Annotated in this window: 25 protein-coding genes; 11 read left to right on the top strand and 14 right to left on the bottom strand. The window is 62.7% G+C overall.

What is annotated here, in order from left to right:
* Entirely contained in the window at positions 1-1,185 is a 1,185-nt protein-coding gene (locus CCR96_RS09595; protein WP_201219906.1) for a hydrogenase small subunit, read from the bottom strand.
* 592 nt (positions 1,186-1,777) lie between these two features.
* Positions 1,778-2,359 (bottom strand): NUDIX hydrolase, encoded by a 582-nt coding sequence (locus tag CCR96_RS09590; RefSeq protein ID WP_201219905.1) that lies wholly within the window; start codon positions 2,357-2,359, stop codon positions 1,778-1,780.
* Positions 2,360-2,570: 211 nt separating this feature from the next.
* On the opposite strand from CCR96_RS09590, the gene glgX reads away from it, so the two are divergent.
* The 3 genes from glgX (at position 2,571) to zwf (ending at position 7,372) form a co-directional block, all read left to right on the top strand.
* The gene (glgX, locus tag CCR96_RS09585) at positions 2,571-4,643 is read left to right on the top strand and encodes a glycogen debranching protein GlgX (RefSeq protein WP_201219904.1); all 2,073 of its coding nucleotides are present in this window, start codon (positions 2,571-2,573) and stop codon (positions 4,641-4,643) included.
* 144 nt (positions 4,644-4,787) lie between these two features.
* Positions 4,788-5,804 (top strand): phosphogluconate dehydrogenase (NAD(+)-dependent, decarboxylating), encoded by a 1,017-nt coding sequence (gene gnd / locus CCR96_RS09580; protein WP_201219903.1) that lies wholly within the window; start codon positions 4,788-4,790, stop codon positions 5,802-5,804.
* A complete protein-coding gene (gene zwf / locus CCR96_RS09575; RefSeq protein WP_242518827.1) occupies positions 5,804-7,372 on the top strand; it encodes a glucose-6-phosphate dehydrogenase in 1,569 nt (522 codons plus the stop codon). Before gnd ends, zwf begins: the two co-directional genes overlap by 1 nt.
* Here zwf and CCR96_RS09570 read toward each other — a convergent pair.
* Complete coding sequence (locus tag CCR96_RS09570) at positions 7,369-7,905, bottom strand: hypothetical protein (RefSeq protein WP_201219902.1); 537 nt, start codon at positions 7,903-7,905, stop codon at positions 7,369-7,371. The two genes, zwf and CCR96_RS09570, sit on opposite strands and share 4 nt — an antisense overlap.
* A 38-nt stretch (positions 7,906-7,943) precedes the next feature.
* Complete coding sequence (locus CCR96_RS09565) at positions 7,944-8,414, bottom strand: YbhB/YbcL family Raf kinase inhibitor-like protein (RefSeq protein ID WP_201219901.1); 471 nt, start codon at positions 8,412-8,414, stop codon at positions 7,944-7,946.
* Positions 8,415-8,753: 339 nt separating this feature from the next.
* Here CCR96_RS09565 and CCR96_RS09560 point away from each other — a divergent pair, with 339 nt between their 5' ends.
* Positions 8,754-9,533 carry an HAD family hydrolase gene (locus CCR96_RS09560; protein WP_201219900.1) on the top strand — a complete coding sequence of 260 codons (780 nt, stop codon included), beginning with the start codon at positions 8,754-8,756 and terminating at the stop codon, positions 9,531-9,533.
* 566 nt (positions 9,534-10,099) lie between these two features.
* Here the strand turns inward: CCR96_RS09560 and CCR96_RS09555 are convergent.
* Together CCR96_RS09555 and CCR96_RS09550 are read right to left on the bottom strand one after the other, a co-directional pair.
* Positions 10,100-10,573, bottom strand: a complete 474-nt coding sequence (locus CCR96_RS09555) for a Uma2 family endonuclease (RefSeq protein ID WP_201219899.1) — start codon at positions 10,571-10,573, stop codon at positions 10,100-10,102.
* 73 nt (positions 10,574-10,646) lie between these two features.
* Positions 10,647-10,814: a hypothetical protein gene (locus CCR96_RS09550; protein WP_201219948.1), complete on the bottom strand. Its 168-nt coding sequence runs from the start codon at positions 10,812-10,814 to the stop codon at positions 10,647-10,649.
* 144 nt (positions 10,815-10,958) lie between these two features.
* Between CCR96_RS09550 and CCR96_RS09545 the strand changes: the two genes are divergently transcribed.
* Positions 10,959-11,189: a ribbon-helix-helix domain-containing protein gene (locus tag CCR96_RS09545; RefSeq protein ID WP_201219898.1), complete on the top strand. Its 231-nt coding sequence runs from the start codon at positions 10,959-10,961 to the stop codon at positions 11,187-11,189.
* Positions 11,186-11,584, top strand: coding sequence for a type II toxin-antitoxin system VapC family toxin (locus CCR96_RS09540; RefSeq protein WP_201219897.1), 399 nt, complete (start codon positions 11,186-11,188; stop codon positions 11,582-11,584). The genes CCR96_RS09545 and CCR96_RS09540 overlap by 4 nt, the downstream gene beginning before the upstream one ends.
* Before the next feature lie 442 nt (positions 11,585-12,026).
* Here the strand turns inward: CCR96_RS09540 and CCR96_RS09535 are convergent, their stop codons facing one another.
* From CCR96_RS09535 to CCR96_RS09505, 7 genes are all read right to left on the bottom strand, one after another.
* Positions 12,027-12,224, bottom strand: a complete 198-nt coding sequence (locus tag CCR96_RS09535; RefSeq protein WP_201219896.1) for a hypothetical protein — start codon at positions 12,222-12,224, stop codon at positions 12,027-12,029.
* 348 nt (positions 12,225-12,572) lie between these two features.
* Positions 12,573-13,277 (bottom strand): DUF2499 domain-containing protein, encoded by a 705-nt coding sequence (locus CCR96_RS09530; RefSeq protein ID WP_242518822.1) that lies wholly within the window; start codon positions 13,275-13,277, stop codon positions 12,573-12,575.
* A 59-nt stretch (positions 13,278-13,336) separates the two neighbouring features.
* On the bottom strand, positions 13,337-13,618 hold the full coding sequence (locus tag CCR96_RS09525) for a ribbon-helix-helix domain-containing protein (protein WP_201219895.1): 282 nt from the start codon (positions 13,616-13,618) through the stop codon (positions 13,337-13,339).
* Positions 13,619-13,714: 96 nt separating this feature from the next.
* Positions 13,715-14,560 carry a hypothetical protein gene (locus CCR96_RS09520; protein ID WP_201219894.1) on the bottom strand — a complete coding sequence of 282 codons (846 nt, stop codon included), beginning with the start codon at positions 14,558-14,560 and terminating at the stop codon, positions 13,715-13,717.
* A 98-nt stretch (positions 14,561-14,658) separates the two neighbouring features.
* Positions 14,659-16,392: a GGDEF domain-containing protein gene (locus CCR96_RS09515; RefSeq protein WP_201219893.1), complete on the bottom strand. Its 1,734-nt coding sequence runs from the start codon at positions 16,390-16,392 to the stop codon at positions 14,659-14,661.
* Positions 16,379-17,650 (bottom strand): extracellular solute-binding protein, encoded by a 1,272-nt coding sequence (locus tag CCR96_RS09510; protein WP_201219892.1) that lies wholly within the window; start codon positions 17,648-17,650, stop codon positions 16,379-16,381. Before CCR96_RS09510 ends, CCR96_RS09515 begins: the two co-directional genes overlap by 14 nt.
* A gap of 93 nt (positions 17,651-17,743) precedes the next feature.
* Positions 17,744-19,843, bottom strand: a complete 2,100-nt coding sequence (locus tag CCR96_RS09505) for a molybdopterin-containing oxidoreductase family protein (protein ID WP_201219891.1) — start codon at positions 19,841-19,843, stop codon at positions 17,744-17,746.
* Between the two features lie 484 nt (positions 19,844-20,327).
* Here CCR96_RS09505 and purM point away from each other — a divergent pair, with 484 nt between their 5' ends.
* The 5 genes from purM (at position 20,328) to CCR96_RS09480 (ending at position 24,661) form a co-directional block, all read left to right on the top strand.
* Positions 20,328-21,503, top strand: coding sequence for a phosphoribosylformylglycinamidine cyclo-ligase (gene purM, locus CCR96_RS09500; protein WP_201219890.1), 1,176 nt, complete (start codon positions 20,328-20,330; stop codon positions 21,501-21,503).
* A complete protein-coding gene (gene purN / locus CCR96_RS09495) occupies positions 21,500-22,168 on the top strand; it encodes a phosphoribosylglycinamide formyltransferase (protein ID WP_201219889.1) in 669 nt (222 codons plus the stop codon). Before purM ends, purN begins: the two co-directional genes overlap by 4 nt.
* Positions 22,169-22,215: 47 nt before the next feature.
* The gene (gene nhaR, locus CCR96_RS09490; protein WP_201219888.1) at positions 22,216-23,115 is read left to right on the top strand and encodes a transcriptional activator NhaR; all 900 of its coding nucleotides are present in this window, start codon (positions 22,216-22,218) and stop codon (positions 23,113-23,115) included.
* A gap of 143 nt (positions 23,116-23,258) precedes the next feature.
* On the top strand, positions 23,259-23,474 hold the full coding sequence (locus CCR96_RS09485; RefSeq protein WP_201219887.1) for a cysteine-rich CWC family protein: 216 nt from the start codon (positions 23,259-23,261) through the stop codon (positions 23,472-23,474).
* Between the two features lie 20 nt (positions 23,475-23,494).
* Positions 23,495-24,661, top strand: coding sequence for a glycosyltransferase (locus CCR96_RS09480; protein WP_242518820.1), 1,167 nt, complete (start codon positions 23,495-23,497; stop codon positions 24,659-24,661).
* Between the two features lie 4 nt (positions 24,662-24,665).
* Here CCR96_RS09480 and CCR96_RS09475 read toward each other — a convergent pair whose 3' ends face one another.
* Positions 24,666-24,998, bottom strand: coding sequence for a DUF2288 domain-containing protein (locus CCR96_RS09475; protein ID WP_201219886.1), 333 nt, complete (start codon positions 24,996-24,998; stop codon positions 24,666-24,668).
* Positions 24,999-25,359 lie beyond the last annotated feature (361 nt).

Below are 25,359 nucleotides of genomic sequence, written 5' to 3'. Positions count from 1 at the left end.
CTAACTGGACTCTGAGGCCTCAGCCTTCTCCGCACGCTTGAGCTTGTCGTAAGCGCCCAGCGCGTAAACCGTGGCACCACCCGCGACCGCGCCGGCGAGCGCCGCAGAGCCAACACCGATGCCACCACCGTGCTCGGTGAAGATGCCTGGAAACATCGACGGCGGCGTCACTGAGGTCACATCAGCCTGCTCATGTAGCGCCTTGTGGAAGCCCACCCCCTGCTCGGAGCAGCCGAAGCAGGGATGCCCAATGCCAACCGGCCAGGTATTGCCGCCGACATCGCCAAACTCGATCGCCGGGCAATTGGCATAGGTCTCTGGACCCTTGCAGCCGAGCTTGTAGAGGCAATAGCCCTGGCGATGACCTTCGTCGCCGTATTCCTGAGCGAAGCGCCCAGCGTCATAGTGCGGACGCCGCTCGCAGTTCTCGTGGATCAGCCGCCCATAGGCGAATTGCGACCGCCCTTTCGCATCCAGTGCTGGCAGTTCTTTCAGCGTCAGGTAATAGAGAACGGTCGAGAGGAAGTTGTAGGGCGAGGCCGGGCAGCCCGGCAGGTTGATCACCGGCAACGCACTGCCGTCGGTCTTGATGATGCCCTCCATCTCGAGCGCCTTCGCCAACCCCACTGCACCAGTCGGGTTCGGCGCTGCGCTTTGCACGCCACCCCAAGAAGCACAGGAGCCGATCGCGATGGCAGCCACGGCATGCGGTGCGATCTTGTGCAGCATCTGCTGCGGGGTCTGGCCTGCGACCTTACAGAAATTGCCGTTGTCTGCGGTTGGCACCGAGCCCTCGACGACCAGAATGAAGCGCCCGTCATTGGCCTGCATCGAGTCATGCAAGGCCGCCTCAGCCTGATGACCGGCTGCGGCAAGCAACGTCTCCGAATAATCGAGCGAGACCATGTCGAGAATCAGGGTCTCAAGCGTCGGATGTGTCGAGCGCAGTAATGACTCAGTACAACCGGTGCATTCCTGAAAATGCAGCCAGATCACCACTGGTCGCGCCGCCTCCTCTTCAATCGCCGCCATGACCCGGCCTGACATGCCAACCGGCAAACCCATTGCCACTGTCATACTCGCCGCAAATTTAATGAAACTGCGTCGATCGATGCCTCCAATGTCTAACTGATCCGAGATCCTCGGACCGATTTCTTTCTCTAGCCACTCACCTGTCGTTTTCATGAGCCGATACCACCTCTCATGGCTCGGGCATTAAAGAAACGCGGAGCCGTTGGCATGGCTCATTCAAGGCCAGTCTCCCCACTCCGTCGCTCTCCGAGCATCCAACACCAGATTGGTTTGCATGCAGCGCGCCCTAGGTCCGCTGCGGCCGATCTAGTATTGCGAAAAGTCAATTAGTCAATAATATTAGAATTTTCTAACTTATGACTTCAGGTATAGCGCATCCGATTCGGAGCGTCTAGCGACAGGACGGCAGATTGAAGCGATTCCTCGATCAACCCCGCCCAGATCAAGAAAGCGACACTTTTAGCTTGCCAGTGGCACCTAGCAGTGCTCGCAGCAGTGCTCGCAGCAGTGCTCGCAGCAGTGCTCGCAGCAGTGCTCGCAGCAGTGCTCGCACAAGACTGCGCCGCCGCCGAGCAAGAGGAGGTCAAGCAGGCCGGGAGACGGGGCAGGAAGCGGAGAAGAGTGCGCTCTTCTCAGGACCACACCCAAGCTCAGGGAGAAAGGGACAGCGAAGGACTCAGCATCAGTCGAACTAGTCAGTGAGGTCCGCGGACCGAAGCAAGCACAGCAAGCCCGAGCGCGACCGTCAGACAGGCTCGTCCTCAAGCGTCACTTCGTAGCGACGCCCGGGACCATCCAGACGACAAATGCTGCCTGTGCGCAAGGGAAAGTGACCAGCGGCGCGGTCGCGAAAGTACAGCTGCAGCGATTCCTGAATCACCGGAAAGGCGATTTCATCCCAAGGGATCTCCGACTCTGTCATCAGTTGTGTCTCGAGACTCTCGCTACCCGGCCCGAATTCAGGCTCGAGCATGCGCGCGCGAAACAGCATATAGACCTGGTTGATATGCGGCAGATTAAACAGCGCATAGAGGCGTCCGACCTCCACTCGGGCTTCAGCCTCCTCCCAGGTCTCGCGCGCTGCGCCCTGCTGCACCGTCTCGCCGTTTTCCATGAAGCCAGCCGGTAGTGTCCAGAGCCCATAGCGAGGCTCGATGGCACGCTTGCACAGCAGCAGCTGATCTCCCCACTCGGGGATGCAGCCGACGACAATCTTCGGGTTTTGGTAGTGGATGGTGCCGCATTGGGCGCAGACGTGGCGCGGCATGTTATCGCCTTCGGGCACCGTCAAGGTCACGCCCGATCCGCATTGGCTGCAATATCGCATTCGTTTCGCTCTCAGATTGATCTTCCGCCATTCTACGCATTCGTCGCAGCTACCCGCAGGCAGCGTGACGACACAGTCATATCTTCGTCTGCGCTGAGGCATTACCATTGGGGCACCAGAGGCTCGGCGCCAGCATCTCAGCTCACCAGCGCCGGGCTCGAGCAGGCCCAGACCCAGACCGAGATTCAGATCCATAAGGAAAATCCCACCCATGGCAGCCACGCACTATCGCACCCAAGCCGGCGACTGGGGACTCTCCGGCGCGACCTTCGCCGACAACGGCGTCAATTTCTGCTGTTTCTCGCGGCATGCCACCCAGGTGGAACTGCTGCTGTTCGAGCATGAACACAGCCGCGAGCCATTCCAGATCATCCAGCTCGACCCCAACACCCACCGCACCTTCTTCTTCTGGCATGTACTCGTCGAAGGACTGCCAGACGGCATCTGTTACGGCTGGCGCATCGATGGCCCCAGCGACACCCGCGAAAGCGGCTGTCGCCATGATCCCGACAAGCTCTTACTCGACCCCTGGTGCACCGCGGTCAGTGATCGGCTCTGGGATCGCGCCGCCGCCTGCCGCCCAGGCAGCAATCTCGCCAGCGCAATGCGCTCGCTGCTGATTCGCGACGAGTACGACTGGGAAGGCGATCAACATCTGCATGTGCCGCTCACCGAGGCCGTCATCTACGAGCTGCACGTTGGCGGCTTCAGCCGTCATCCCTCCGCGAACACCCAGCATCCGGGCACCTTCCGCGCCATCATCGAGAAGATCCCTTACCTCACCGAGCTTGGCATCACCCATGTGGAGCTGCTACCGATCATGGCCTTCGATCTCCAGGACGTGCCGCCGAAGACCGCGCAGATGGGGCTAAAGAATTTTTGGGGCTACAGCACCCATAGCTTCTTCGCACCGCACCCGCACTATGCCTGCGACCCGCGCCAAGCGCGCGACGAGTTCCGCGACATGGTCAAGGCGCTGCACCGTGCCGGTATCGGCGTGATCCTCGACGTGGTCTACAACCACACCGCCGAGGGCGGCGCCGAAGGGCCAATCATCAACTTCAAGGGCATGGGCAACGAGGTCTTCTACCACCTCGACTTCAATGACCGCAGCCAGTACCGCGACTATACCGGCTGTGGTAACACCGTGAACTGTAACCATCCACTGGTGACGCGCTTCCTCATCGATTCACTGCACTACTGGGCGCGCGACATGCACGTCGACGGCTTCCGCTTCGACCTCGCCAGCGCCATGGCGCGCGGCGAAGACGGCGAGCCGCAGTATCACGCACCGGTGCTCTGGTCGGTCGAGCTCTCGCCCGAGCTGGGCCGCGCGCACATCATCGCCGAGGCCTGGGATGCCGCCGGGCTCTATCAGGTGGGCGACTTTCCCGGCTTTCGCTGGGCCGAATGGAACGGCAACTATCGCGACGTGATGCGCGCCTTCGTGCGCGGCGATGGCGGCCTGATCGGCGACGTCGCCACCCGCATCGCCGGCTCCAGCGACCTCTATCAGAGCCGCGGCCGCCGCCCAGCCAACTCGATCAACCTGATCACCTGCCATGACGGCTTCACGCTGCATGATCTGGTCAGCTACGACGAAAAGCACAACCAGGCCAACGGCGAGGACAACCGCGACGGGCACAATCACAACCTGAGCTGGAACGGCGGCGTTGAAGGCCCGACCGACGATCAGGCAATCCTCGCCCTACGCCAGCAGCAGGCGCGCAACTTCGTCGCCCTGCTGCTGCTCAGCCAGGGCGTCCCCATGTTGCTCGCCGGCGACGAGCTGCTGCGCACCAAGCAGGGCAACAACAACACCTACTGCCAAGACAACGAGCTGTCTTGGATCGACTGGCGGTTGGCCGATGAGAATCGCACCATGCTCGCGTTTACCCGCGCCATGATCGCCTTTCGGCATCGTCATGCCACGCTGCGCCGCGATCGCTTCCTCACCGGCCAGCCCACCCACGAGGGCGGCATCCCGGACATCCGCTGGCACGGGACCAAGCTCGACACACCCCTCTGGGATGATCCGGGCACCCGCGTGCTCGCCTTCACGCTAGCTGGGCTTGAGCCGCACGAACCGCACCTGCATGTGATCATGAATATGTGGAAAGAGCCGAAGGAATTCGAGCTACCACCGATGCCTGGACGGCGCTGGTACAGCGCTATCGATACCGCCCGAGCACCCTACATCTGGTCAGTTCACGATCAGCAGCGGATCGATCGCGACAGCATCCGCGCACAGGCCCGCAGCGTCCTGGTGCTGGAGGCTCGCTGAAGCAACCCACGACTCGACACCGGTCTCTATCCGTTGAACGCCCGCGCGGTCGAGGTCAGCTGGCCGCGCCAGCCGGCGCCAACCCTTGCCAAATCTGGGTAGAACCCACCACGACACCCACCACGACAGAGAGGACCCGCCAGCATGCAACTCGGAATGATCGGACTCGGGCGCATGGGCGCCAACATGGTGCAACGACTGCTGCGCGCCGGCCATGCGTGCGTCGTCTACGACACCGATCCAACCAGCGTCGCGCAACTGGAGACACAAGGCGCCATCGGCAGCAGCGACATCGCCGACTTCTGCGCCAAGCTCAGCCAGCCGCGCGCGGTCTGGGTGATGGTGCCCGCGGCCGTGGTCGACAGGGTCATCGACCAGCTCGAGCCGCATCTCGAGCCGGGCGACATGATCATCGACGGCGGTAACTCCTACTACAAGGAGGACATCCGCCACGCCAAGCGCCTGCATGCCAAGGGCATCCAGTTCGTCGACTGTGGCACCAGCGGCGGCGTGTTTGGTCTCGAGCGCGGCTACTGCCTGATGATCGGCGGCGACGAGGCCGCGGTGCGGCACCTCGACCCAATCTTCGCCGCGCTCGCCCCCGGCGCCGGCGAGATCGAGCGCACCCAGGGGCGCACGGGCGACTACGACCGCGCCGAGCTGGGCTATCTGCACTGTGGCCCCAATGGTGCCGGCCACTTCGTCAAGATGGTCCATAACGGCATCGAATACGCCCTCATGGCGGCCTATGCCGAGGGCCTGAACATCCTCAAGCACGCCGGCGTTGGCCGCGCCGATCAGACCGTCGATGCCGAGACCGCCCCGCTCTCCGACCCCGAGTTCTACCAATACGAGATGGACCTGCCGCGCATCGCCGAGCTCTGGCGGCGCGGCTCGGTGGTGTCCTCCTGGCTGCTCGACCTGACCGCCAATGCGCTCGCCGAGGACCCGGAGCTGAAGGCCTTTGGCGGGCGCGTCTCCGACTCCGGCGAGGGTCGCTGGACCAGCATCGCGGCGATCGAGAGCGGCACCCCGGCGCCGCTGCTCACCACCGCCCTCTACGAGCGCTTCAACTCCCAGGGCGAGGCCGGCTTCGCCAATCAATTGCTGTCGGCGATGCGCTACCAGTTCGGTGGCCACCACGAGAAAGCGGAGGGCTGATGGAACCGCAAACCATGTCGTTGAACCACACCGGCTTCAACACCGCGCCACCAGCGCCACCGAATGTGATGATCATCTTCGGCGCCGGTGGCGATCTCACCAAGCGCAAGCTGATCCCCTCGCTCTATCACCTCTGGTCCGCCGGCCTGCTGCCGGAGAGCTTCGTCATGCTCGGCCTCGACCGACTGGATCATGACGATGCCAGCTTCCGCGCCCTGTTCTCCGAACATCTGCGGGCGACCTCGGGCAACAACTTCCGCCCCGAACTCTGGACGCAGCTCGAAGAGCGCATCCATTACATGAAGATCGATATGCTCGCCGGGGCCGACTACGAGCTGCTCTGCGAGCACCTGAGCCGCATCGACGCGGAACGCGATACCGAGGGCAACTACCTGTTCTATCTCGCCATCCCGCCGAGCATGTTCGGCACGGTAACCGATCATCTCGGCGAGGTCGGGCTGCTGCACGAGACCGAGGACGACTGGCGCCGGGTGATCATCGAGAAGCCGTTCGGACGCGATCTGGACTCGGCGATCGCGCTCAATGAAGACCTGCACCGCAACATGAACGAGGAGCAGATCTATCGCATCGACCACTATCTCGGCAAGGAGACGGTGCAGAACATCATGGTGTTCCGCTTCGCCAACAGCTTCATCGAGCCGCTGTGGAACCGCAACCATATCGACCATGTGCAGATCACCGTCGCCGAGTCGGTCGGGGTCGAGCATCGCGGCGCCTACTACGAGGAGGCCGGCGCGCTGCGCGACATGATGCCGAACCATCTGCTGGTGCTGCTCGGCTTCCTGGCCATGGAGCCGCCGAACTCGTTCGACGCCAAGGCGATCCGCGACGAGGTCAACAAGGTGCTCGATGCGGTCATCCCGCTGACCCCGGAGCAGGTGCTGACCCATGCCGTGCGCGGGCAATATGGCGCCGGCACCATGCCCAATGGCGAGCAGGTCAAGGCCTATCGGACCTCACCCGGGGTCAAGCCGAGCTCGCACACCGAGACCTTCGCCGCGCTCAAGCTGACCATGGACAACTGGCGCTGGGCCGGGGTGCCCTTCTATCTGCGCACCGGCAAGCGGCTCACCGCGCAGTACACCGAGGTGTCGATCCACTTCAAGAAGGCGCCGACCATCATGTTCCAAGACACCGAGGTCAATGAACTCGAGGCCGATATGTTGGTGCTGCGCATCCAGCCCAACGAAGGCATCCAGATGAGCTTCGGCGCCAAGGTGCCGGGACCGACGATGAAGATCGGCACCGTCAACATGGACTTCTGCTACGAGGACTACTTCGGCAACAAACCGGCGACCGGCTACGAGACCCTGATCTACGACTGCATGAAGGGCGACGCGACCCTGTTCAAGCACGCCGAGACGGTCGAAAAAGGCTGGGAGATCGTGCAATCGGTGATCGACGTCTGGGCCGCGCTGCCCCCGCGCGAGTTCCCCAACTACGCCGCCGGCACCTGGGGGCCGCCCGCCGCCGGCGACATGATCAAGCGCGATGGCCGCCAGTGGCGACGGATCGAGACGCCAAAGGCGCATGCGCGCGGTGGCTAGTCCTGCCCCGCCACCCACATAAGCGCTGGGGTTTCCTCCTCGGCGGGGGTCTCCGGCACCAGCAGCATCCCATCGCGCAGGCGCCAGGCGAGCACGATCCCGCTGCCGACGCTGTCGCGCCTGGGCTGACCATGCCGCCCCTGCAGCTCCTCGAGCAACGCCTCGTGCCAACGGCGGCGATAGTCGACCCGCACCGCCTTCAGCTGGTCATCATCCCAATGCAGTTGGGCGCTGCGCGCGGGTATCCCATTGAACGAACCGATCGGCGCGACACAGCGCCGGTCACCCAGCCCGCTCGGCTGATCATCGCAGACGAAGTCGACCCGCGAGAACTGCGCCAACAGCGCCTGCTCCTCGACCTCGGGGCGCAGGTTGGCGACCGCCAGATTGAATGGCTGATGCCCCAGCAGATGCAGCAGAAACAGATCGCTGCGCCGCTTGCCGTCCTCGGTCAGCACCAGCCAGATAAACGGCCCCGCCACCAGGCAGATGGCGAGGAAGGTGATATAAGGCTTCGGCAGCTTCAGGTTCATGTCTTAGGATGCCTGAGATGTCTGAGATGTCTGGGACATCAGCGCTGGTAGGTGCCGATCAGGGTCGCCTGCTCGATCACATGGCCACGCATCGCCCGCTCCAGATCGGCCTTGGTCGGCCGCAGCAGGCCGTACAGACTGGTATCCAGCGCGTACAACTTATGGAAGTAGCGATGCCGGCCGATCGGCGGACAGGGTCCACCATAAGCGGTGCGGCGCCAGTCGTTGATCCCCTCGCCGATCACCGTCGCCAGGGTCGCCGGCTCAAAGGCCTCCGGCAGCCCGCCCAGCGAAAGCGGCAGGTTGTAGAGCACCCAGTGCACATAGGTCATGGTCGGCGCGGCGGGGTCGGGCGCATCCGGATCATCGATGATCAAGGCCAGACTCTGCGTGCCCTCCGGCACCCCGTCCCACTCCAGCGGCGGCGAGCGATCCTCGCCATCACAGCTGTACTGGACGGGGATGGGCGCGCCCTCGGCAAACGCGCTCGATCGAATCGTTAACGGCATGGTCACCTCGCTGCGATGAGAAGAGAACGGCCAGGGGTCAGCCGATACCGGGCCTGATTGTACAGGCTCAAGACCATTCGTCTCGGCGGCTTTAGCGGATTCGATGGATTCGGCTGAGGCTGAGGCTGAGCGCAATCGGGTGATTGGGCACCGAGGACGCTGAACCGCGATCTGAGCGACCGTCAGATGATTCCGCAGCCGCCAGAATGTGCGAAAATCGCGCCACCACGCGGTTGGCCCGTCGACAGCGATCGTCAGGCGAACCGCGACCTAGAGGGACAGGTCAGCGTCACCACCGCAAGGCGCCTCCCGAGACCATTGCTGAGTCCAATAAGCGCGATGTTTAGCAACGACCGCCTTGTGATCCTCGACGCCGATGGCACCACGATCGACGCCTTTCGCGCCATCGAGAAGACCTTCAACCACCTCGGCATGGACATCGGCCCACTCTCGCGCTTTCAGAAGCGGCGCAACCTGTTCAAGTACATCGGCGGCTTCAAGGAGATGCCCCAGAATCTCAGGCGTCAGATCGGTCCCGGTCGCCGCACCAAGCTGATCGACACCCTGACCGAGGTCTATCGCGAAGAGGCCTGCATGTTCGACGGCATCGAAGCCCTGCTGCGCCGTCTCGCCGCCGCCGATGACGTGCGCGTTGGCATCGTCACCCGCAACATCACCAACGAGCCCCTGGTCACCCTGACCAAACTCTTCGAGCGCCACGGCCTCGAGCCCGACCTGCTCGACTTCCTGGTTCACCTACCACTCAGCGAAGACAAGCTCGGCTACTTCCGCCAGACCCGCGAGCGCTTCAGCATCAACCCCGCCTGCGCCTTCGCCTGCGGCGACGAGGCCAAGGACTTCCGCGCCGCCATCAACTCCGGCATGCACCCGTTCATGGTCTCCTACGGCTTCGAGGACTTCGACCGCCTCAACGGCAAGCACGAGATCCCCGCCGAGGTGATCAGCCGCTCCCCAGATGAGCTGGCCTGGCGCGTGCTGCACGCGCTACAGCTTGACCCAGGGCTGGCGATGCCAGCGATGCATTCGATCGCCGAGACGGCCACTGAGATGCTCCCGATCGCTGAAACAGATCAGCCCGCGCTGGAGCCGGCGAGGTAAATCGGGCAGGTCTGGGCATCTGCTCAAGGCCAATAGATCTGGTGCATGACCAAGCGCCTTCCTACTAACTGCGTAGATCCGGCTTGACCGTGGGTGGGGAGAACTTTGCGCGGAAATTCCCGCACGGTCGCTTCGCTCGGCGGCGACGATCAGCCGCTTGCGAATAACGCTGCGGATGAGGTTGTAACGGCGATGAACCGGGTTTGGTCATCGGCGTTAGACTAAACTGATCGCCGGATGCCCCACGAGGGTTTGTCCGGTACGCCGGTCTGTGCAGCGCTGAGAGGTTCTGGGGAGAGCCGACATGCAGCGGCCGCAGATGCGCATACTGTTTGAGGCTGCCGCGCAAGCTCTTGGGCGGCTCCGTGCCGGAAAGCGATGCGTTTGCCGTGGTCTGGATGATGACCTCGACGTTCTAATCCCAGAAGGCTTCTGGCAGTTGCAGTCGCAGCTCGCCGTTGGTGATGTGTTCGATCTTTCGTATCGCTTCCATGGGCATGCCTCTGCTGATGGATTGGGGCCGGCGCAGCGGATGAGCGCTGGGCGTACTCCAGCTAATCACTTGATTACATTTCACCCGCCTCCAGCGCATAGGCCTCGAGACGCCGTCGCTTGGGGTCGACAAGCCAGGCGTAGGCCACGCCATCATGCGCATAGAGGGGCATCTTGATGCGCCGGTCTTTGCTTTCGGTCGAGGGAGACAAAATCTCGCAGATCCAATCAGGAACAACCTCGAATCGATGTCCCTCGGGGATTTGCGGCATCCGCTCTCGACGCCAACCCGCAAGATCTGGAACCGCAACCTCCACATCGCTGATGAAGTGGATCTCGGGCTCGACGATGATCCACCAGCCGCCCGGTCCGCCACGGCCACGACTGTAAGCGCTGCCAACGTCGATACTGAGTTCAGTTTCGGCGCGCGCATGCGGACCAGCCGGGCGCGGTTGGGTATGCAGTTGGCCGTTGAGGATTTCGCCGGTCAACCCTTCTGGCAAGTCTTCGAGCTGTTGGTCAAGCGTTTGTTTGTAGGCATGTTGCATCGTTGTCGCCTGCTGGACCGATTTGGTTAAGGTGCGCTCACATTGCTTTTGTGGCGGTCAGCGACAGGATTCATCAAACCGCCCGCACCTGCTCACTGCCCTTCAACCGACACTCTTGGATCATGCGCTCCCAACTGTACCGAGCCTGGCCTCGATCGGTCAGGAAGCTGTCGACCTCATCGAAGATCAGCACCGCACCAGTGCGCTGGGCCAGTAGGCGTTGCGCCAACAGGTAGGCCAAGAGCCGTCCCGAGCGTGTGAGGCCATCGCCATCCTCGTTGCTGCTCTTGACCTGATAGGCCTCAAGCCCCTAGGCGCTAGCTGACCCGCACGGTGGTTTCGATCTATGCTCATCAGACCTTTCCCACTTCCCAAGCAACACATCATGCACATTGATATCGAACTTGATCCATCCCTCGGCGAGCGGCTGTTCGCTGTGGCGGAGCAGCAAGGACAAAGCGCTTCGGCGCTGATTGCCCAGGCGCTGCAGGCCTGGTTGGCGGAACGCTCCGCCTGGCCAGCGGCGGTGGCAAACTTCGAGGGCATCCCAGATGCACCGCGTTTCGAGGCGCTGCGCGATGCGATGCCAGCGCCCACTGATGATCCGCTGGCATGAGGTACCTGCTTGACACCTGCACGGTGTCTGACTTCGTCAAGGGCAAGCCGAAGGTGCTAGCGCGCGTGAAGGCCACGCCGCCGGCTTTGATCGCGGTCTCGACACTGACGCGCATGGAGGTCGCCTTCGGGTTGCACCTGAAGCCGGCACGGGCGCGTGAGCTAACGCCCGTGCTGGAGGCGTTTTTCGCGTCCATCACCACGCTGCCCTTTGCCTTGGGCGATGCGCAAGCAGCCGCCTCGGTGCGCGCGGACCTAAAGGCCCGGGGTAGGCCAATCGGCCCCTATGATGTCCTGATCGGCGCGACGGCTTTGGCGCGCGGCTTGACGATGGTGACCAGCAACACCGACGAGTTCGAGCGGATTCGTGGATTGCGCCTGGAGGACTGGCGCTAAGCCATCGGGGTCGCTCATCATGACAGAGTCCAACCATCATCCACCTCTAGATTCTGACCTGTTATGTAAGGTGAAGAGGTAGCGTTCTCGATCTGGATGCCTTCCGACGTCATAGCCCGATGATTCAGTCGCTGGGACATCAACCCGCAGCTTCAGCACACCGACTTGCGGCCGGCCTCCTGACTGGAACCACGTAAAGCGCGAATTTTGATAAGAGACTGGCGCGAATGTTGCTTTTCAAGCGATGAAGTCAAGTCAGACGACTCATACGCCACCAAGAATAAAATCTTTTTGCTCTAAAACGAAAGAGCCTTCGTGGTCGGGTTGCGATGTAATTTGTACGGCCAAGAAGTCACCTCGTGAATTTACCCCGTTGACAATGAGAACTGGACGCTTTTTATAGGCGGAAAGATCAGTGAATGGAAAAGGCAGCAATACTACATCAGACGGCTGGCACATCGTTCCAGACCTCATCTTCCTCATTACCCCAATCCATCAAAGAGTTGGCCTGGGAAAACATTAGATTTTGCCATTCATCATCTGCAGCCTGCTGACGGTTCAAGGGGTCAGTTGCCTGTAATGGGCTCGGTAACAACCGACTGACGTCACCCTCTTTCTCGACCTTGGAGAGCACATCCAAGCGCTAACCGCGACGCAAGTTCAAGCGATGCGCGCCGCTGATGCCTTGGTAGGTCGGGCACTGCGCCAGTGCAAGGCACAAGGGTCCTGGGAGCAAGACAACCTCATCGACCTTCAGGAGTACCTAGGCCAGGCGCGCGAGCAAGCGGCATGACGACCATCTCCCATCTGCGCCATTCAGGGTAATCGGTGGCTCAAGCTGGCGGCTAGGATGAGCGCCTCGGCAGCCATACCCGAGCGCCCAAGCAAAATCGCCCGGGGAGTCACCGAGCCTGAGCAGCGCTCACATCCCCGTCATAGTAACCAAAACTTGAAACCGTGTTTATCACCTTTGCCGCTGGTTATGGTTCTATTTCAACCAGCAAGCAGGTTCGCTCGGACGAACCCGGGCGGTCCGAAGCCGCCGATAGACGCCAAATGCGATCAGGAAATTGCTGACCGAGAGCAGACCCTCACTCGCGCCATGCAGGAGATCGGCATGTGACAGGCTCGGCAAGCCAAGGCGCTGGGTGGCGATGTGCGTCGTGGTGATGGTGACCGCGACGAAGACCAACAGGAACCAGAAGCCGAAAACGGTCAGCGCCGAGAACAGCGCCCGATCCTGCCGGTAGAGCACCAACAGCATCAACAAAAACCCCAGGTAGACCAGATTCGCCGCGGGCAACAGTGCTGCTGATCCCGCCTCGCCAAACCACCAGCTGAACAGGCCCCAAACGAGACCCAAGGCCATCACCGCCGCTGCCGTGCTCCCGGGCGAGAATCGCCCCTCGGGCAGCAACAGGAGCGTCGCGGACAACAGCGACAGACTGCCGACAAAGGTCAGCAGCCGCGACAACGTGATCAGCCCATCGGCCTGGTCACCACTCAGATGAAAGCCCAGCACCGCGAGTCCGGCGAGCAGGTGCGGGATCATCGCGTAGGCGAACCAGCGCAGCCGCCGCCGTTCGATGCGGATCGCATAGCGACGCAATAGCAGGATGGCGGCACACCATTCGCTGACGGTCAGCAAATGGATGATCCAGGTGGGTACCGAGAGCAGCATGCGTCTAGTCAACGATCAGGTCATAAGAAATGTCGCAGCGATCCCGGTCATCGATGAGGGCGAGCAACCGATCATGCGGCCTGGCGCAGCTCCAGATAGTTGCTGACGATGAGTTGCTGACGATGAGTTGCTGAGGATGAGTTGCTGAGGATGTGAGCGGCTTGTAGCGCCTTACCGAGCAGGCGTGCGTTGAACAGCGGTTTGAAGGGTTCGCGATCACGGGCAAGGAGTGTCCGCAAGCCCTCGCGGATGACCTCACTGTCGGAGGCATATTCACCTGCACGGACTCTCGCCTTGACCTCTTCGACCAGATCGTTCGGTAAGCTGATGCTGAGCTGTTGGGTAGTGTGCATGGTGGTCTCCGATCTCACGAGCAGGCTTAGATCTTAACTGATCCAGTGTGATGAGATTGATTGATGCTCCCCTGAGACTCAGACCGCAGCGCCCCCCTAGGCATCGAGCCTACGCCCAGTCAACAGCCGATACACCTCAAAACCCGCCTCGCGCTCGCGACAGCGCAGGATAGCCGCCCTGCCCGGCGTGCTCGGATCGGGCTGCACCTTGACGCCGAGTTCATGCGCGGCGCGCAGATGTTCATCGCTCAGATCGGCCTCACCAAACACCGAGATCACATAGCCACCCGGGATCGGCGGCGGCGGGCTGAAGGCATCCCCATCCACCAGCGCGACCCAGGCTGGGATAAACGCCGGCCCATAGAGGTCGAAGAAGCCATTGGAGCCGCGCAGATGGGCCTCGATCGGCCGACCGCCGATCAGCTCGATATTGCAGATGCCGGTGTAGCCCGCCAGGTTTCGGCGCACCCAAGCGCTGAGCCACTCCTCGGCATCTGGAAGGTCGGCACCGATCTCCCAATAGATCGGGCGCGAGGCATCTTTCTCGTCCGAGCCTCGGGTATGCGCAAACCACTGCGGCTCCCCGTCTTGGACCAGGCAATCGCTGCTGCTGTGTGTTCCTGTTAGCCGCTCTGACCAATAGCTTCCCGGCTCCATCGGCACCTGATCGGCCCGCACCGAGCGCGCACTCAGCCCCATGCCCGCGAGGTTGGTGATCGGCTTCACGAACACCTCGGCATCCTCGGCCATGCCCAGATCCATTGGACTGACGCCACAGGGTGCAGCGGTGAGACCGGCATCGAGCGCGAGGCGCAGCTTGTCGTAGATCTGTCGATGCGCCGGATTCAGCCGCCAGGCGGCCGCGTCACTCACGGGCAGATCGCAACGCGGCTCGGGCGTGAAGAGCTGTTTGCGCTCGGGAAGAACACCAATGAAAGGCATGATGAGTTTTCTCCTTAATCTTGACGAATCGGACTGCTGCACCGCCCCGGAAACGGGTGGCCATGCAAGTGCGCTGACTTGTTCGGCCGCTATCACGCCTATGACGCCAACACGCAGCGGTTACGCCCGAGCGACTTGGCCCGATACATCGCCTGGTCGGCCTTAGCAAGCAGATTGTCCACCGTTTGCGACGGAGCCAGGCTGGCGATGCCAATGCTGAGGGTGACCTGACCAACGGGCTCGAGCTTAAGCTGCTCCGCCCGCGCTCGAATCCGCTCCGCCAAGGAGCGCGCGTCCTCACCGGTCGTCTCTGAGCAGAGGATCAGGAACTCCTCACCGCCCCAGCGGCCAAGCCGATCATGCGCCCGTAGCATGGCGCCAAGCTCGTGGGCCATGCGCACCAGCACGGCATCGCCGACCTCATGCCCATGGCGATCATTGATCTCCTTGAAGTGGTCCAGATCTAGGTACATCAGTGAGAAAGGCCGACCGTAACGCTGGCTCCGTTTCACTTCGTCCTCAAGCCGTTGCTCCAGGGCGCGGCGATTGAGTACGCCGGTGAGCCGGTCGGTATGCGCCAGCCGTTCGAGCTGCCGATTGCTTTCTTCCAGCGCAGAGGTACGCTCGGCGACCTTAGACTCCAGGGCTTCATTCAGGGCCTGATAACGCGCTAACAGGTCATGAATTTCGGCATTCGCATCGCGAAAGCGGGCTGCCGCCATCGCCAGCTCGCCGATCTCGTCGTTGTGCGGACTTTGGATGCAGATCGGTGCGCGGGAGCCGGCGGCAAGATCGTTAAAGGTCTGCGTCAGCGCCCTGAGCTGCTGGGTCACGCTCGTCGCCATGGCTTGGCCAAGAGCAAACACGGCAAGACTCCCGAGCAGCAACAGCAAGATGAGGGCAGAAGCAAAGCTAAAGAGCCTTGAGTCGGTAGCGCGGTGCGCGTCGGCCAGGGCCGTTTCGATCTGTTGCTCGAGCTGACCGGCGATGACCTGCATCTCGTGCGCATCCGCCGCCATGACGACATTCACCAGAAACAGATACCCACGGGCTCGCTGCAATAAGGTGCCCCAAACGTGCTCCATCTGCTCCAACGCGGTCCGAATCGCAGCGACCGAGGCTTCGGGTACGGATGGCGAGAGCTGGGCAAGTTGACCGCGCTCGCAGTCGAAGTCGATGGCTAGGCTGCTATAGGACTGCAGATTGGCACTGTAGAGCAGCGAATCGGTCGCCTCCTCGACAGCCAGCAAGTGCCGCTGAATCGCCCGCAGGTTGACGGCATCGAGCGCTTGCGGCGAATCGGCTCGAGCCCCTGACGACTCAGTGTGTACCAGCGCCGGCAGTTCCTGCCGCACAAAGGCAAGATTGGGCTTAAAGCGCTGATCGATGATCGAACTCAAGACACTGCGCTGGGCAACGGCGTCGCCAAAGGCCTTGTAGAATCGATCCAAGCCCTCCACTAACGCCTCAATACGCCCTTCTGCGCTGGCGTCGACGCAGCCCGTCGCAAGACACTCTGTCAGCGAGGCCCGGGTTGCTGAGTAAAGGCGACTGACCTGGACCACCGCCGAGCCATGGTTGGCGGCGACGAAGCGATAGGCGGCGAACTGCATCTTGTCGACGTTGGTACGGAAACCGCGAACCGCCTTCGAGGCGTCTGCCAACCGCACCAGCTCATCGGTCTGCGAGCGCGTCATCTGCGCCATCCAGATAGCGCCAACGCCAAACAACAGGGCGAGCAGCAAGGTCAGATAGACCGTGGCCGCAACCCGCTGGCGCAGCGGCAGCCAGCGCGCAGCCAGCGGCACCGCAGTGCGCTCAAGCGAGAACAAGCTCGCTCCAGCGGCGCACGCTCAGATCATAGGTCGACATGACCGTGTTCCAAACGGCGACGTGCGACCAGCGCTCGACGTAGGAGCCGCCATGGCGCAGCTGTCCGGGCTGCACCACAATGCGGCCATCGGTACCAGGCAATGGCCGCTGCGCCGGCTGCCCCGCGTACCAATAGCCCCATTCATCGGCGCTGAGGAATGGCCGCGAGCGCTCTGGGTTGAAGATATAGTAGCCCTGCCTGGCCATGTAGGCTCCGGCCCAGCCTGAGAGCCACCAGTTCATGTAAGCGTAAGCCGCCTCTTGGCGCTCATCGGTACAGGCGCGCGACAAGCACATCACCCCGAACCAGGCGCGATAGCCTTCACGCGGAGCGGCGTAGACACAGGGCACGCCAGCGGCGCGTACCATCAATGCACCCGGCGAGAACATACTTTCGAGACAGACCTCGCCCGAGATCATCAGCTCGGCGGAATGCGGTATCGAGCGCCAGAACGAGCGGAATTGGCCATCAAGCTTGTAGGCGATGGCGATCTTGAACAGCTCATCGACCTCTTCTTCCGTCATCGCGCCCAGATCGGCAAAATCCATCAGCCCGCGCGCGCGGGCTGCCAATGCCAAGTCGAAGATACCGATGCTCGGTGCATTCACTAGAGCGACGCGCCCGGCGTAGGCGGGATCGAGCAGCCAACCCCAACTCTCGCCGACATAAGGCTCAGCCTCAGGGATGACGCGACTATCGTAGCCGAAGGCGTCCACGTTATGCACGTAGGGCAAGTAACCGATACGGGCCTGCGGCGTTGGCCCCAGCGCACCATCCGGCTGCACATAGAGGATGGTATTGGGCGGGTCGCCGGCACCGATCGGCGCCTCTTCGGTGATGCGGCCGGTCTTGCACAGACGGTTGACCTCGTCCCAATACGTCAGGCGACCAGTGTCGATGGGTTGGATGGTCCCGGCTTGCCAGAGCAAGCGCATGCTGTCGGACCATTGCTCATAGAGATCGAAGCTGTCTGGCTCGGTGGATGCCTGCAGTAACACCTGCGAGCTGCCGCCTGGCAGCAGCTCGATGCGGAAGCCTAAGTCGCGCTCGGCCTGCTGCCGGATGGGTTCCTGCAGCGTGGCATGGGTGCCCAAGATACGCAGCGTCGGCCCGGCATTGCGTGCCTTGATGATGGCCGGAAAACCGGCTGCGACCGCCGCCGACGAAACCCCTTGTAAGAACCGCCGGCGTCCTCGATTGCTCGCTCGATTGCTCACAGGCCCCCGTCTCCGGGGGCTGTCTCATGCGCTGTCATTGCTTGCTGTCACCGCTTGCCGCCACCGGATGAAAACATTGATCGGCCTTGAGCATCAAGCGGCTTGACGCCCGGCACCCTGCACCGGTGCAACCTCACAGAGTAACGACTTAAACGGAGGGAAACCACTGATCGGGTCGAGGGCGCCGTCATCGGTGAGCTCGTTGATGTTGGCGTGATTCCAACCGTGTGCGCAGTGGGCAACGCCGGGCTTGATCCGATCTGTGATCCGAGCCGTGAACCGCACGCTGCCGCGGCGCGTCGACACCATGACCTCATCCCCGTTGTTGATCCCGCGCGGCGCGGCATCGTCTGGATGCAGCTCGACCAGCGCATCCGGCATCGCCTTGCGCATCCGCTCCAGGTACTGATGCTGCGAATGGGTGGCGTGCTTATGCCGCGCGCCGCTGGTCAGCACCAACGGGAAATCGCGCGCCACGTCGGGCGTCGAGAGCGGACTCTCGGCCGGCTCGCGCCAGATCGGCAGGCCATCGTAACCGGCATCGCGCAGCTCTTGGGCGTCGAATTCGACCTTGCCGCTGAGGGTCTTGAAGCCATGCAGCCGATACTGGCGATCGGCATCGAGGTAGCCGTGCTCGACCAGATCATCAATGGTCTGCGCGTACACGGTGACACCGTCCGGATTGGAATAGACCTCCTCGCGCACATCCTCCGGAAAGCCTGAGGCCGCCTCGGCCCAGCAGGCGGCGAGGTCGCCATTCCAGAACTGTTCCGCCATGCCAAGGCGCACGCCCAGCTCGAGCCAGACCTGGGCATCCGGCCGCGCCTCACCCTTGGGCGCGACGACAGGATAGCGATAGCGCAGCTCGCCCTGGAAGGCGCAGCCGGGATAGGCGATCAGCGCTTCCCGCTCGAGGTTGGTCGCCGCTGGCAGCACGATGTCGGCCATGCGCGTGGCCGGATTGTGGAAGAAATCCGAAGCCGCAAAGAAGTCGAGCGCGCCCAATGCCTGTTCCACGCGCTTGGAATTGGCCCACATCGCGGTATTGATGCCCATCGCCAGCAGGCTGTGGATGCGCTGCGGCTTGCCCTCAAGGATGCAATCGGGCAGCAGCATGCTCTGCGCCGCCGGCCAGTGCCGGGTCCAGACCGGGAAGACCTCATCGCCGACGCGCGGCGGTAGGTCGTTGACACAGTGATCGAACAGCTCGATCGGCTTCGGGTTGAGCTTATCGTTGAAGAAGCGGTTACCGCCCTCGCGGTCGAGGTTGCCGGTGACCGGCGAGAGCAGGATCACGGCGCGATGATTCTGGAAGCCATTGCTGTGCTGCACCGTGGCGGTCGGTGAGAGCATGATCTGCGCAGGGTGCAGGGTCGCAAACAGCTCAGCGGCATGGCGCAGATCGTCGGCGTCGATGCCACAGATCTCGGCGACGCGCTCGGGTGGGAACTCGGCGACATAGTCGCGGAAGGCCTCGACGCCGCTCGCCCATTCGTCGAGGAAGGCCTGGTCCTGCCAGCCGTTAGCGAAGATCAGATGATGGAAACCGAGCGCCAGTGCGCCATCGGTACCGGGGCGGATCTGTAAGAACACATCGGCCTGATCCGCCAGCGGCGTGCGGCGCGGATCGACCACGATCATTGGCCGCCCCGGCTTGGCATGCGCCTGCGGATGCAGATGGAAGGGCGGGATCGAGCCGCGCGGATTGGTCGACCAGACCAACAGGCATTTGGTCTTATAGGAGGCGACGGTGGAGGTGGTCTTGATCTTGGTGCCGAAGGTCACCTCCTCGGCTACCTTGGTCGCCGAGAAGCAGCAGCCGCTCTCGGTCATGTAATTCGGCGAGCCGAAGGCATGCGCGAGGCGCTGCAACTGCGGGCGGGCCTCTTTGGTATAGCCGGCGAAGAAGGCCACGGCCGGCGCACCATAGTGGTCACGGGTCTGGCTCAGTCGCTCAGTGATGGTGCTGAGCGCCTCGTCCCAACTGATGCGCTCGAACTCGCCGCTGCCGCGCGGTCCGACCCGCTTCAGAGGATAGAGCAGTCGATCTGGATGGTTGCGCCGATCGAGTTGAACATAGCAACGCGGGCAGTCAGGCCCCTCGATCGAGACCGGCTCACCCTGGGCGTCGAGGGTGACATCGATCGCACAGTTGGCATCACATTCGTAGCAGGTACTCTTGACGGTAGACATCGGCTCGACGGTCCTCAAAAAAGGGATGTTCAGCTGCTGAATGCGCGTCCTGGCTCAGAATTCAACCTCATCATGGCCGTTGGCTCCGTTCTCGCTTGAAGCAGCCGAGGGTTTTAATACGAGCGTTCCTAAGGATGTGGCAACCTTTTCGCTAGTCGTTGGTCTCGCCAATCCCGGCAAGCGCGCGTTCGAGCAATGCTTTAGCAGCGAACCGATCATCAGCAAACCGAGAGACTGAACACAGCGACGCGCGATCAGATCCAGTATCCACAACCCAGGCTTCAGTCCTCACGTTGCATTTCCTCCATGACCTCATCGACACTGACCTGAATGACGGGGAAGGACCCGCCTGAAAGACCAGACCGAGACCGCAATCGCGCTAGAATGGCAGACTTTCAAGGCCCGGCCGCTGACACCGAGGGCCTCCGCACGCAGCACCTCCGCTGACGCTGCAACTGTCTCGCGCGAATTGCAACCCGCTACTATGAGCAAACCACAGCTAAGTTACCAAGATGCGGGCGTCGACATCGATGCCGGCGAACGCCTGGTGCGGCAGATCGCACCCGCGGTCAAGACCACCCACCGGCCCGGCGTCCTCTCTGGACTCGGCGGCTTCGGCGGTCTGTTCGAGCTGCCGAGCGGCTATCGCGAGCCGGTGTTGGTCTCGGGCACCGATGGCGTCGGCACCAAGCTCAAGCTGGCCATCGAGCTTTGCCAGCACGACAGCATCGGCATCGATCTGGTCGCCATGTGCGCCAACGACATCGTCGTCTGCGGCGCCGAGCCACTCTACTTTCTCGACTATTACGCCACCAGTACCTTGGATGTCGAGGTCGCCACCGCGGTCGTCAATGGCATCGCCGAAGGCTGTCGGCAAGCCGGCTGCGCGTTGATCGGTGGCGAGACCGCAGAGATGCCTGGGCTGTACGCGCCGGGCGACTACGACCTGGCCGGCTTCTGCGTCGGCATCGTCGAGAAATCCGCCATCATCAGCCCGGAGCAGGTACGGATTGGCGACGCACTGATCGCCTTCGCCTCATCCGGGCCGCACTCCAACGGCTACTCATTGATCCGCAAGGTGCTCGAGCTGAGTGCGATGCCTCTCAGCATGCCGCTCAAGACGCAGGCATCCTCAGCACAGGCGTCTTCAGCACAGGTGTCTTCAGCACAGACATCCTCGGCACAGGCGTCCTCAGCGCCAGCGTCTTCCGTGCAACCCGCCTCGATGCCCGCTGCCTCAGTCACCGGCGAGCGCAGCCTCGGCGAGCTGCTGCTAGCGCCAACCCGCCTCTATGTGAAGCCAACGCTCGCGTTAATCCAGGCGCTCGAGGTCCATGCCCTCGCCCACATCACCGGCGGCGGCATCACCGAGAACCTGCCGCGGGTGCTGCCCAAGGGCAGCCAGGCGCTGATCGATCTCGACAGTTGGTCGCTGCCACCGATCTTCGGCTGGCTCCGCGAGCAGGGCAACATCGCCGATACGGAACTACTGCGCACCTTCAACTGTGGCGTCGGCATGATCGCCTGCGTGCCCGCCGACCAGGCTGAGGCCGCTTGCGCCCAGCTTGCCGAGAGCGGCGAGCAGGCCTGGATCATCGGCACCATCGAGGCCAGCGACGAAGCACGTCCATCGGTGCGCTACTCTGGAGCGCTGACGTGACGCAGAGCAGCAACGCGCCTCTGCGGCTTGCCGTACTGATCTCGGGCAGCGGCAGCAACCTGCAGGCGCTGATCGACCACGGCCAACACCAAGACGCGCCGTTCGAGGTTGGGCTGGTGATCAGCAATCGTGCTGACGCCTTCGGCTTGGAACGAGCAGCGCGCGCCGGAATCCCGACGCGAACCCTAAGCCATCGCGGCTTTGAGACGCGCGAAGCCTACGACACCGCGCTCGCCGAGCTGTTGCACGCAGCGGACCCAGGGCTGATCGCCCTCGCCGGCTTCATGCGCATCCTCACCCCCGGCTTCGTCGAACAGTGGCAAGGCCGCCTGCTCAACATCCATCCCTCGCTGTTGCCGAGCTATCGCGGCCTGCACACCCACCAACGGGTGCTCGAGGCCGGCGACCCGGTGCATGGGGCCACGGTTCACTTCGTCACCGCTGAGCTCGACGGTGGGCCGGCGATTCTGCAGGCGCGGGTGCCGGTGCTCGCCGACGATGATCCTGACCGGCTCGCCGCACGGGTATTGGAGCAGGAGCATCGCATCTACCCGCTCGCCGCACGCTGGTTTGCCGAAGGTCGGCTCGCCCTCACGACAGATGGACGAACCCAGCTTGATGGCAAGCCGCTCGACAGCCCGGTGATCATCGATACCACCCGGTGATCATCCATGCCAGCGCCTTGCCGTCGACAACCCCACACAGACCTCAGATGCCCCATCTGAATCTCAAGCACATGCGCTACTTCTGGGCCGTTGCCACGCACGGCTCAATCGCGCGCGCCGCTGAGATCCTGCATCTGACACCGCAGACCATCAGCGGCCAACTGCGCGAGCTCGAAGAACAGGTCGGCGACAAACTCTTCGCCAAGTCGGGCCGAGGCTTAGCGCTGACCGAGACCGGGCGGCTGGTCTTCTCCTATGCGGACGACATCTTCCGCCTTGGCGAAGAACTCGAGGATGTGCTGGCTGGCCGCACGCCAACCGGTGGCCTAAGCCTCAACGTCGGCATCGCGATGGTCGTCCCCAAACTCCTGACGCACCGAGTCTTGGCGCCGGTCTTAGCGATGCCGGAACCGGTTCGGCTAGTCTGCGCCGAGCGGCCACTGGTTGAACTGCTCGCTGACCTCTCGGTGCATAAGCATGACCTGATACTGGCCGACAGCCCCCTCAGCCCCGCGCTGAATATCAGGGCCTACAGCCATCCGCTTGGAGAGTCGGCAACCTGCTTCTTTGCCGCAACCGCAAAGGCCGAGGCACTCATGGCCGACTTTCCGGCCAGCTTGCACGGCGCACCAATGCTCATGCCGAGCAGCGCCAGCGCGCTGAGGCGGGCCCTCGAACTCTGGCTCGAGCACCAGCAGGTGCAGCCACGCGTTGTCGCCGAGATCGAAGATCGAGCCTTGATGAAGACCTTTGGCGAAGCCGGCGCCGGCATCTTCACCGCCCCACAATCGGTCGAAGCCGACGTGCTCGCCAAGTATCAGGTGCGCGTCATCGGGCGTGCACCCGAACTCAAAGAGCGGCTCTACGCGATCACCGCCGAGCGCCGCATTAAGCACCCGGCCGTCTCACTGATCACCGAGGCGGCGCGCCGCGGCGACTTCAGTTGACAGCCAGCCAACCGCCAACCAAGCGCAAAGCGTTAGAATCCTACCTAGATTCCTACCTAGAATCCTAAGGCTAACGGCCGCACTCTCTTTCCATAAAGAGACTGAATACGCGACGCCTAAGACCTGTACAGGAGGACGAGCCCATGACCTGGAACGAGCCGATCACCGACGGCACCAAACAATGCCCGCGCTGCGGTACCGCTTTCGAATGCAGGGTTGATGATCTACGCAACTGCGACTGTGTCGCGGTCAAGGTTTCGCTGCCCGTGCTGAAAACCCTGCAAGGCCAGTACGAAGATTGCCTTTGCTCGAACTGCCTGCGCGAGATCGCCGACAGCGCGGAGACCAGCACCGCCTAAGCACCGTCTGCAGTCTGGGCATGCTGATGAGTGCAGGCGATGAGCCTGGCACTGTACGCGAAACGCAACCGCGGCTGGCCGTGTTCGCCTCGTTTTCCGGTCAGGGCGGCGTGGAACGGATGCTGGTTCACCTGCTTCAAGGCTTCTGCGCGCAGGGTTATCAGGTTGATCTGTTGCTCGTTCGCACGCAGAGCGTTCACCTAGAGGCCCTGCCCGACAGCGTCCGTTGCATCCCGCTCGGCCCCCGCCACACCTGGCTGGCCAGTTTCGCACTGGCACGCTGGCTGCGCCGCGAGCGCCCACCCGTCTTACTGGCCGTCAAGGACCGCGCTGGTCGTGCTGCCGTCATCGCGCGCGCCCTCGCCGCCAGCGACACGCGCTTGGTGCTACGGCTCGGCACCAATCTGTCCGCGGCCCTATCCGGCAGCAATCCCCTCAAGCGCTGGCTGCGGCTACTGCCGATCCGTCGACTCTATCCAGCCATCGAGCAGATCGTCGCGGTTTCTGAAGGGGTCGCCGAGGATACCGCCAGGATCGCTCGGCTCCCGCGCGGCCAGATCCGGGTGATTCGCAACCCGGTGATCACGCCGCGCCTGGCTGAGTGGGCAGCCGCCCCCTGCCCGCATCCCTGGCTAGCCGAGAGCGCATCGATTCCGGTCATCATCGGCGCCGGTCGCTTACAACGCCAGAAGGACTTCCCGACGCTCTTGCGCGCCTTCAGCCGGCTCAAACAACAGCGTGCTTGCCGGCTCTTGATCATCGGCGACGGCCGCGCCCGTGACACCCTCGCAGCGCTCGCCGAGACCCTAGGCCTGCGGCTCGGCGCCGAGGGTGATCTTGAGCTACCCGGGTTTCAGACCAACCTCTATGCCTGGCTCGCACGCGCCGACCTGTTCGTGCTTTCGTCCGCCTGGGAAGGGTCACCAAACGTGCTTACTGAAGCACTCGCACTCGGCATCCCGGCCGTTGCGACCGACTGCCCAAGCGGGCCACGCGAACTGCTCGACGATGGCCGCTACGGCCCACTGGTTCCGGTTGGTGATAGCGAGGCGATGGCCAGCGCCATGCTGCAAACGCTAGACGACCCGCTACCCGCGAACAGGCTAAAGCAGGCAGTCACCGCCTACAGGCAGGAGGCAAGCGCGCGTGCCTACCTTGATGCCATGGGCGTTCAAGCCCTGCCATAGGCCATCAATCGGCCCCGGCTTCGTCGAGTTCGAGCGGCTGAACCAGCACCCAGGGCCGCACCACGAGGGCCCAGACCAGCGCATCGACCTCGATCCAGTGCCGCGCATCCGCATCCCTGACGCGCTCAACCTGGCCCTGGGTCATCCAGTGCAACACCTGCTCGGCGTCGTCGTGGTGGACGGCCAGGGCGACCTCAACTAAGTCGAGGCCGGTAGCGACATGAATGGCGCGGCCCTGGGCGAAGAACCGCTGTAACTCACACCAAGGGATCTTGGCGGTCTCGCCGCCGAGCTTGGCCTTGGTGAGCGCGGTCACATCGGACGGATCGGGTTGCATCGGCGCGAGCCATCGACGACGAACTTAAAGACTGCAGTTTGGCTCGCCGCAAGATCCTGCTGCTCCTGCGCAACCTGCCCTGGTCCGCCCGAGCGTCTCAAGGATGCAGCCAGCGAGCGGCGGAATTCTTCTTGCAGCGTGCTGAGATAGCGCTGCAACGTATCACCCGGGTCAACCTGTCTAGCCTGACGATGCATCGACTGTCCTGCACTCAAAATGTGAACTGGGTCACATAAGTGTAGACCATCAAACGCCAGTACAGAATAGCGATGGAACCTAAGCCGCCGTCACTAAGTGGCTGTCCATTTTCTACTTCCCGATAATCGTCCCATACCGGCCCTCAAATCGGGAAAAAGTTAAT

Source organism: Halochromatium roseum (assembly GCF_016653315.1).
GTDB classification, from domain to species: domain Bacteria; phylum Pseudomonadota; class Gammaproteobacteria; order Chromatiales; family Chromatiaceae; genus Lamprobacter; species Lamprobacter roseus.
This window is presented reverse-complemented; position numbering and strand designations above follow the sequence as displayed.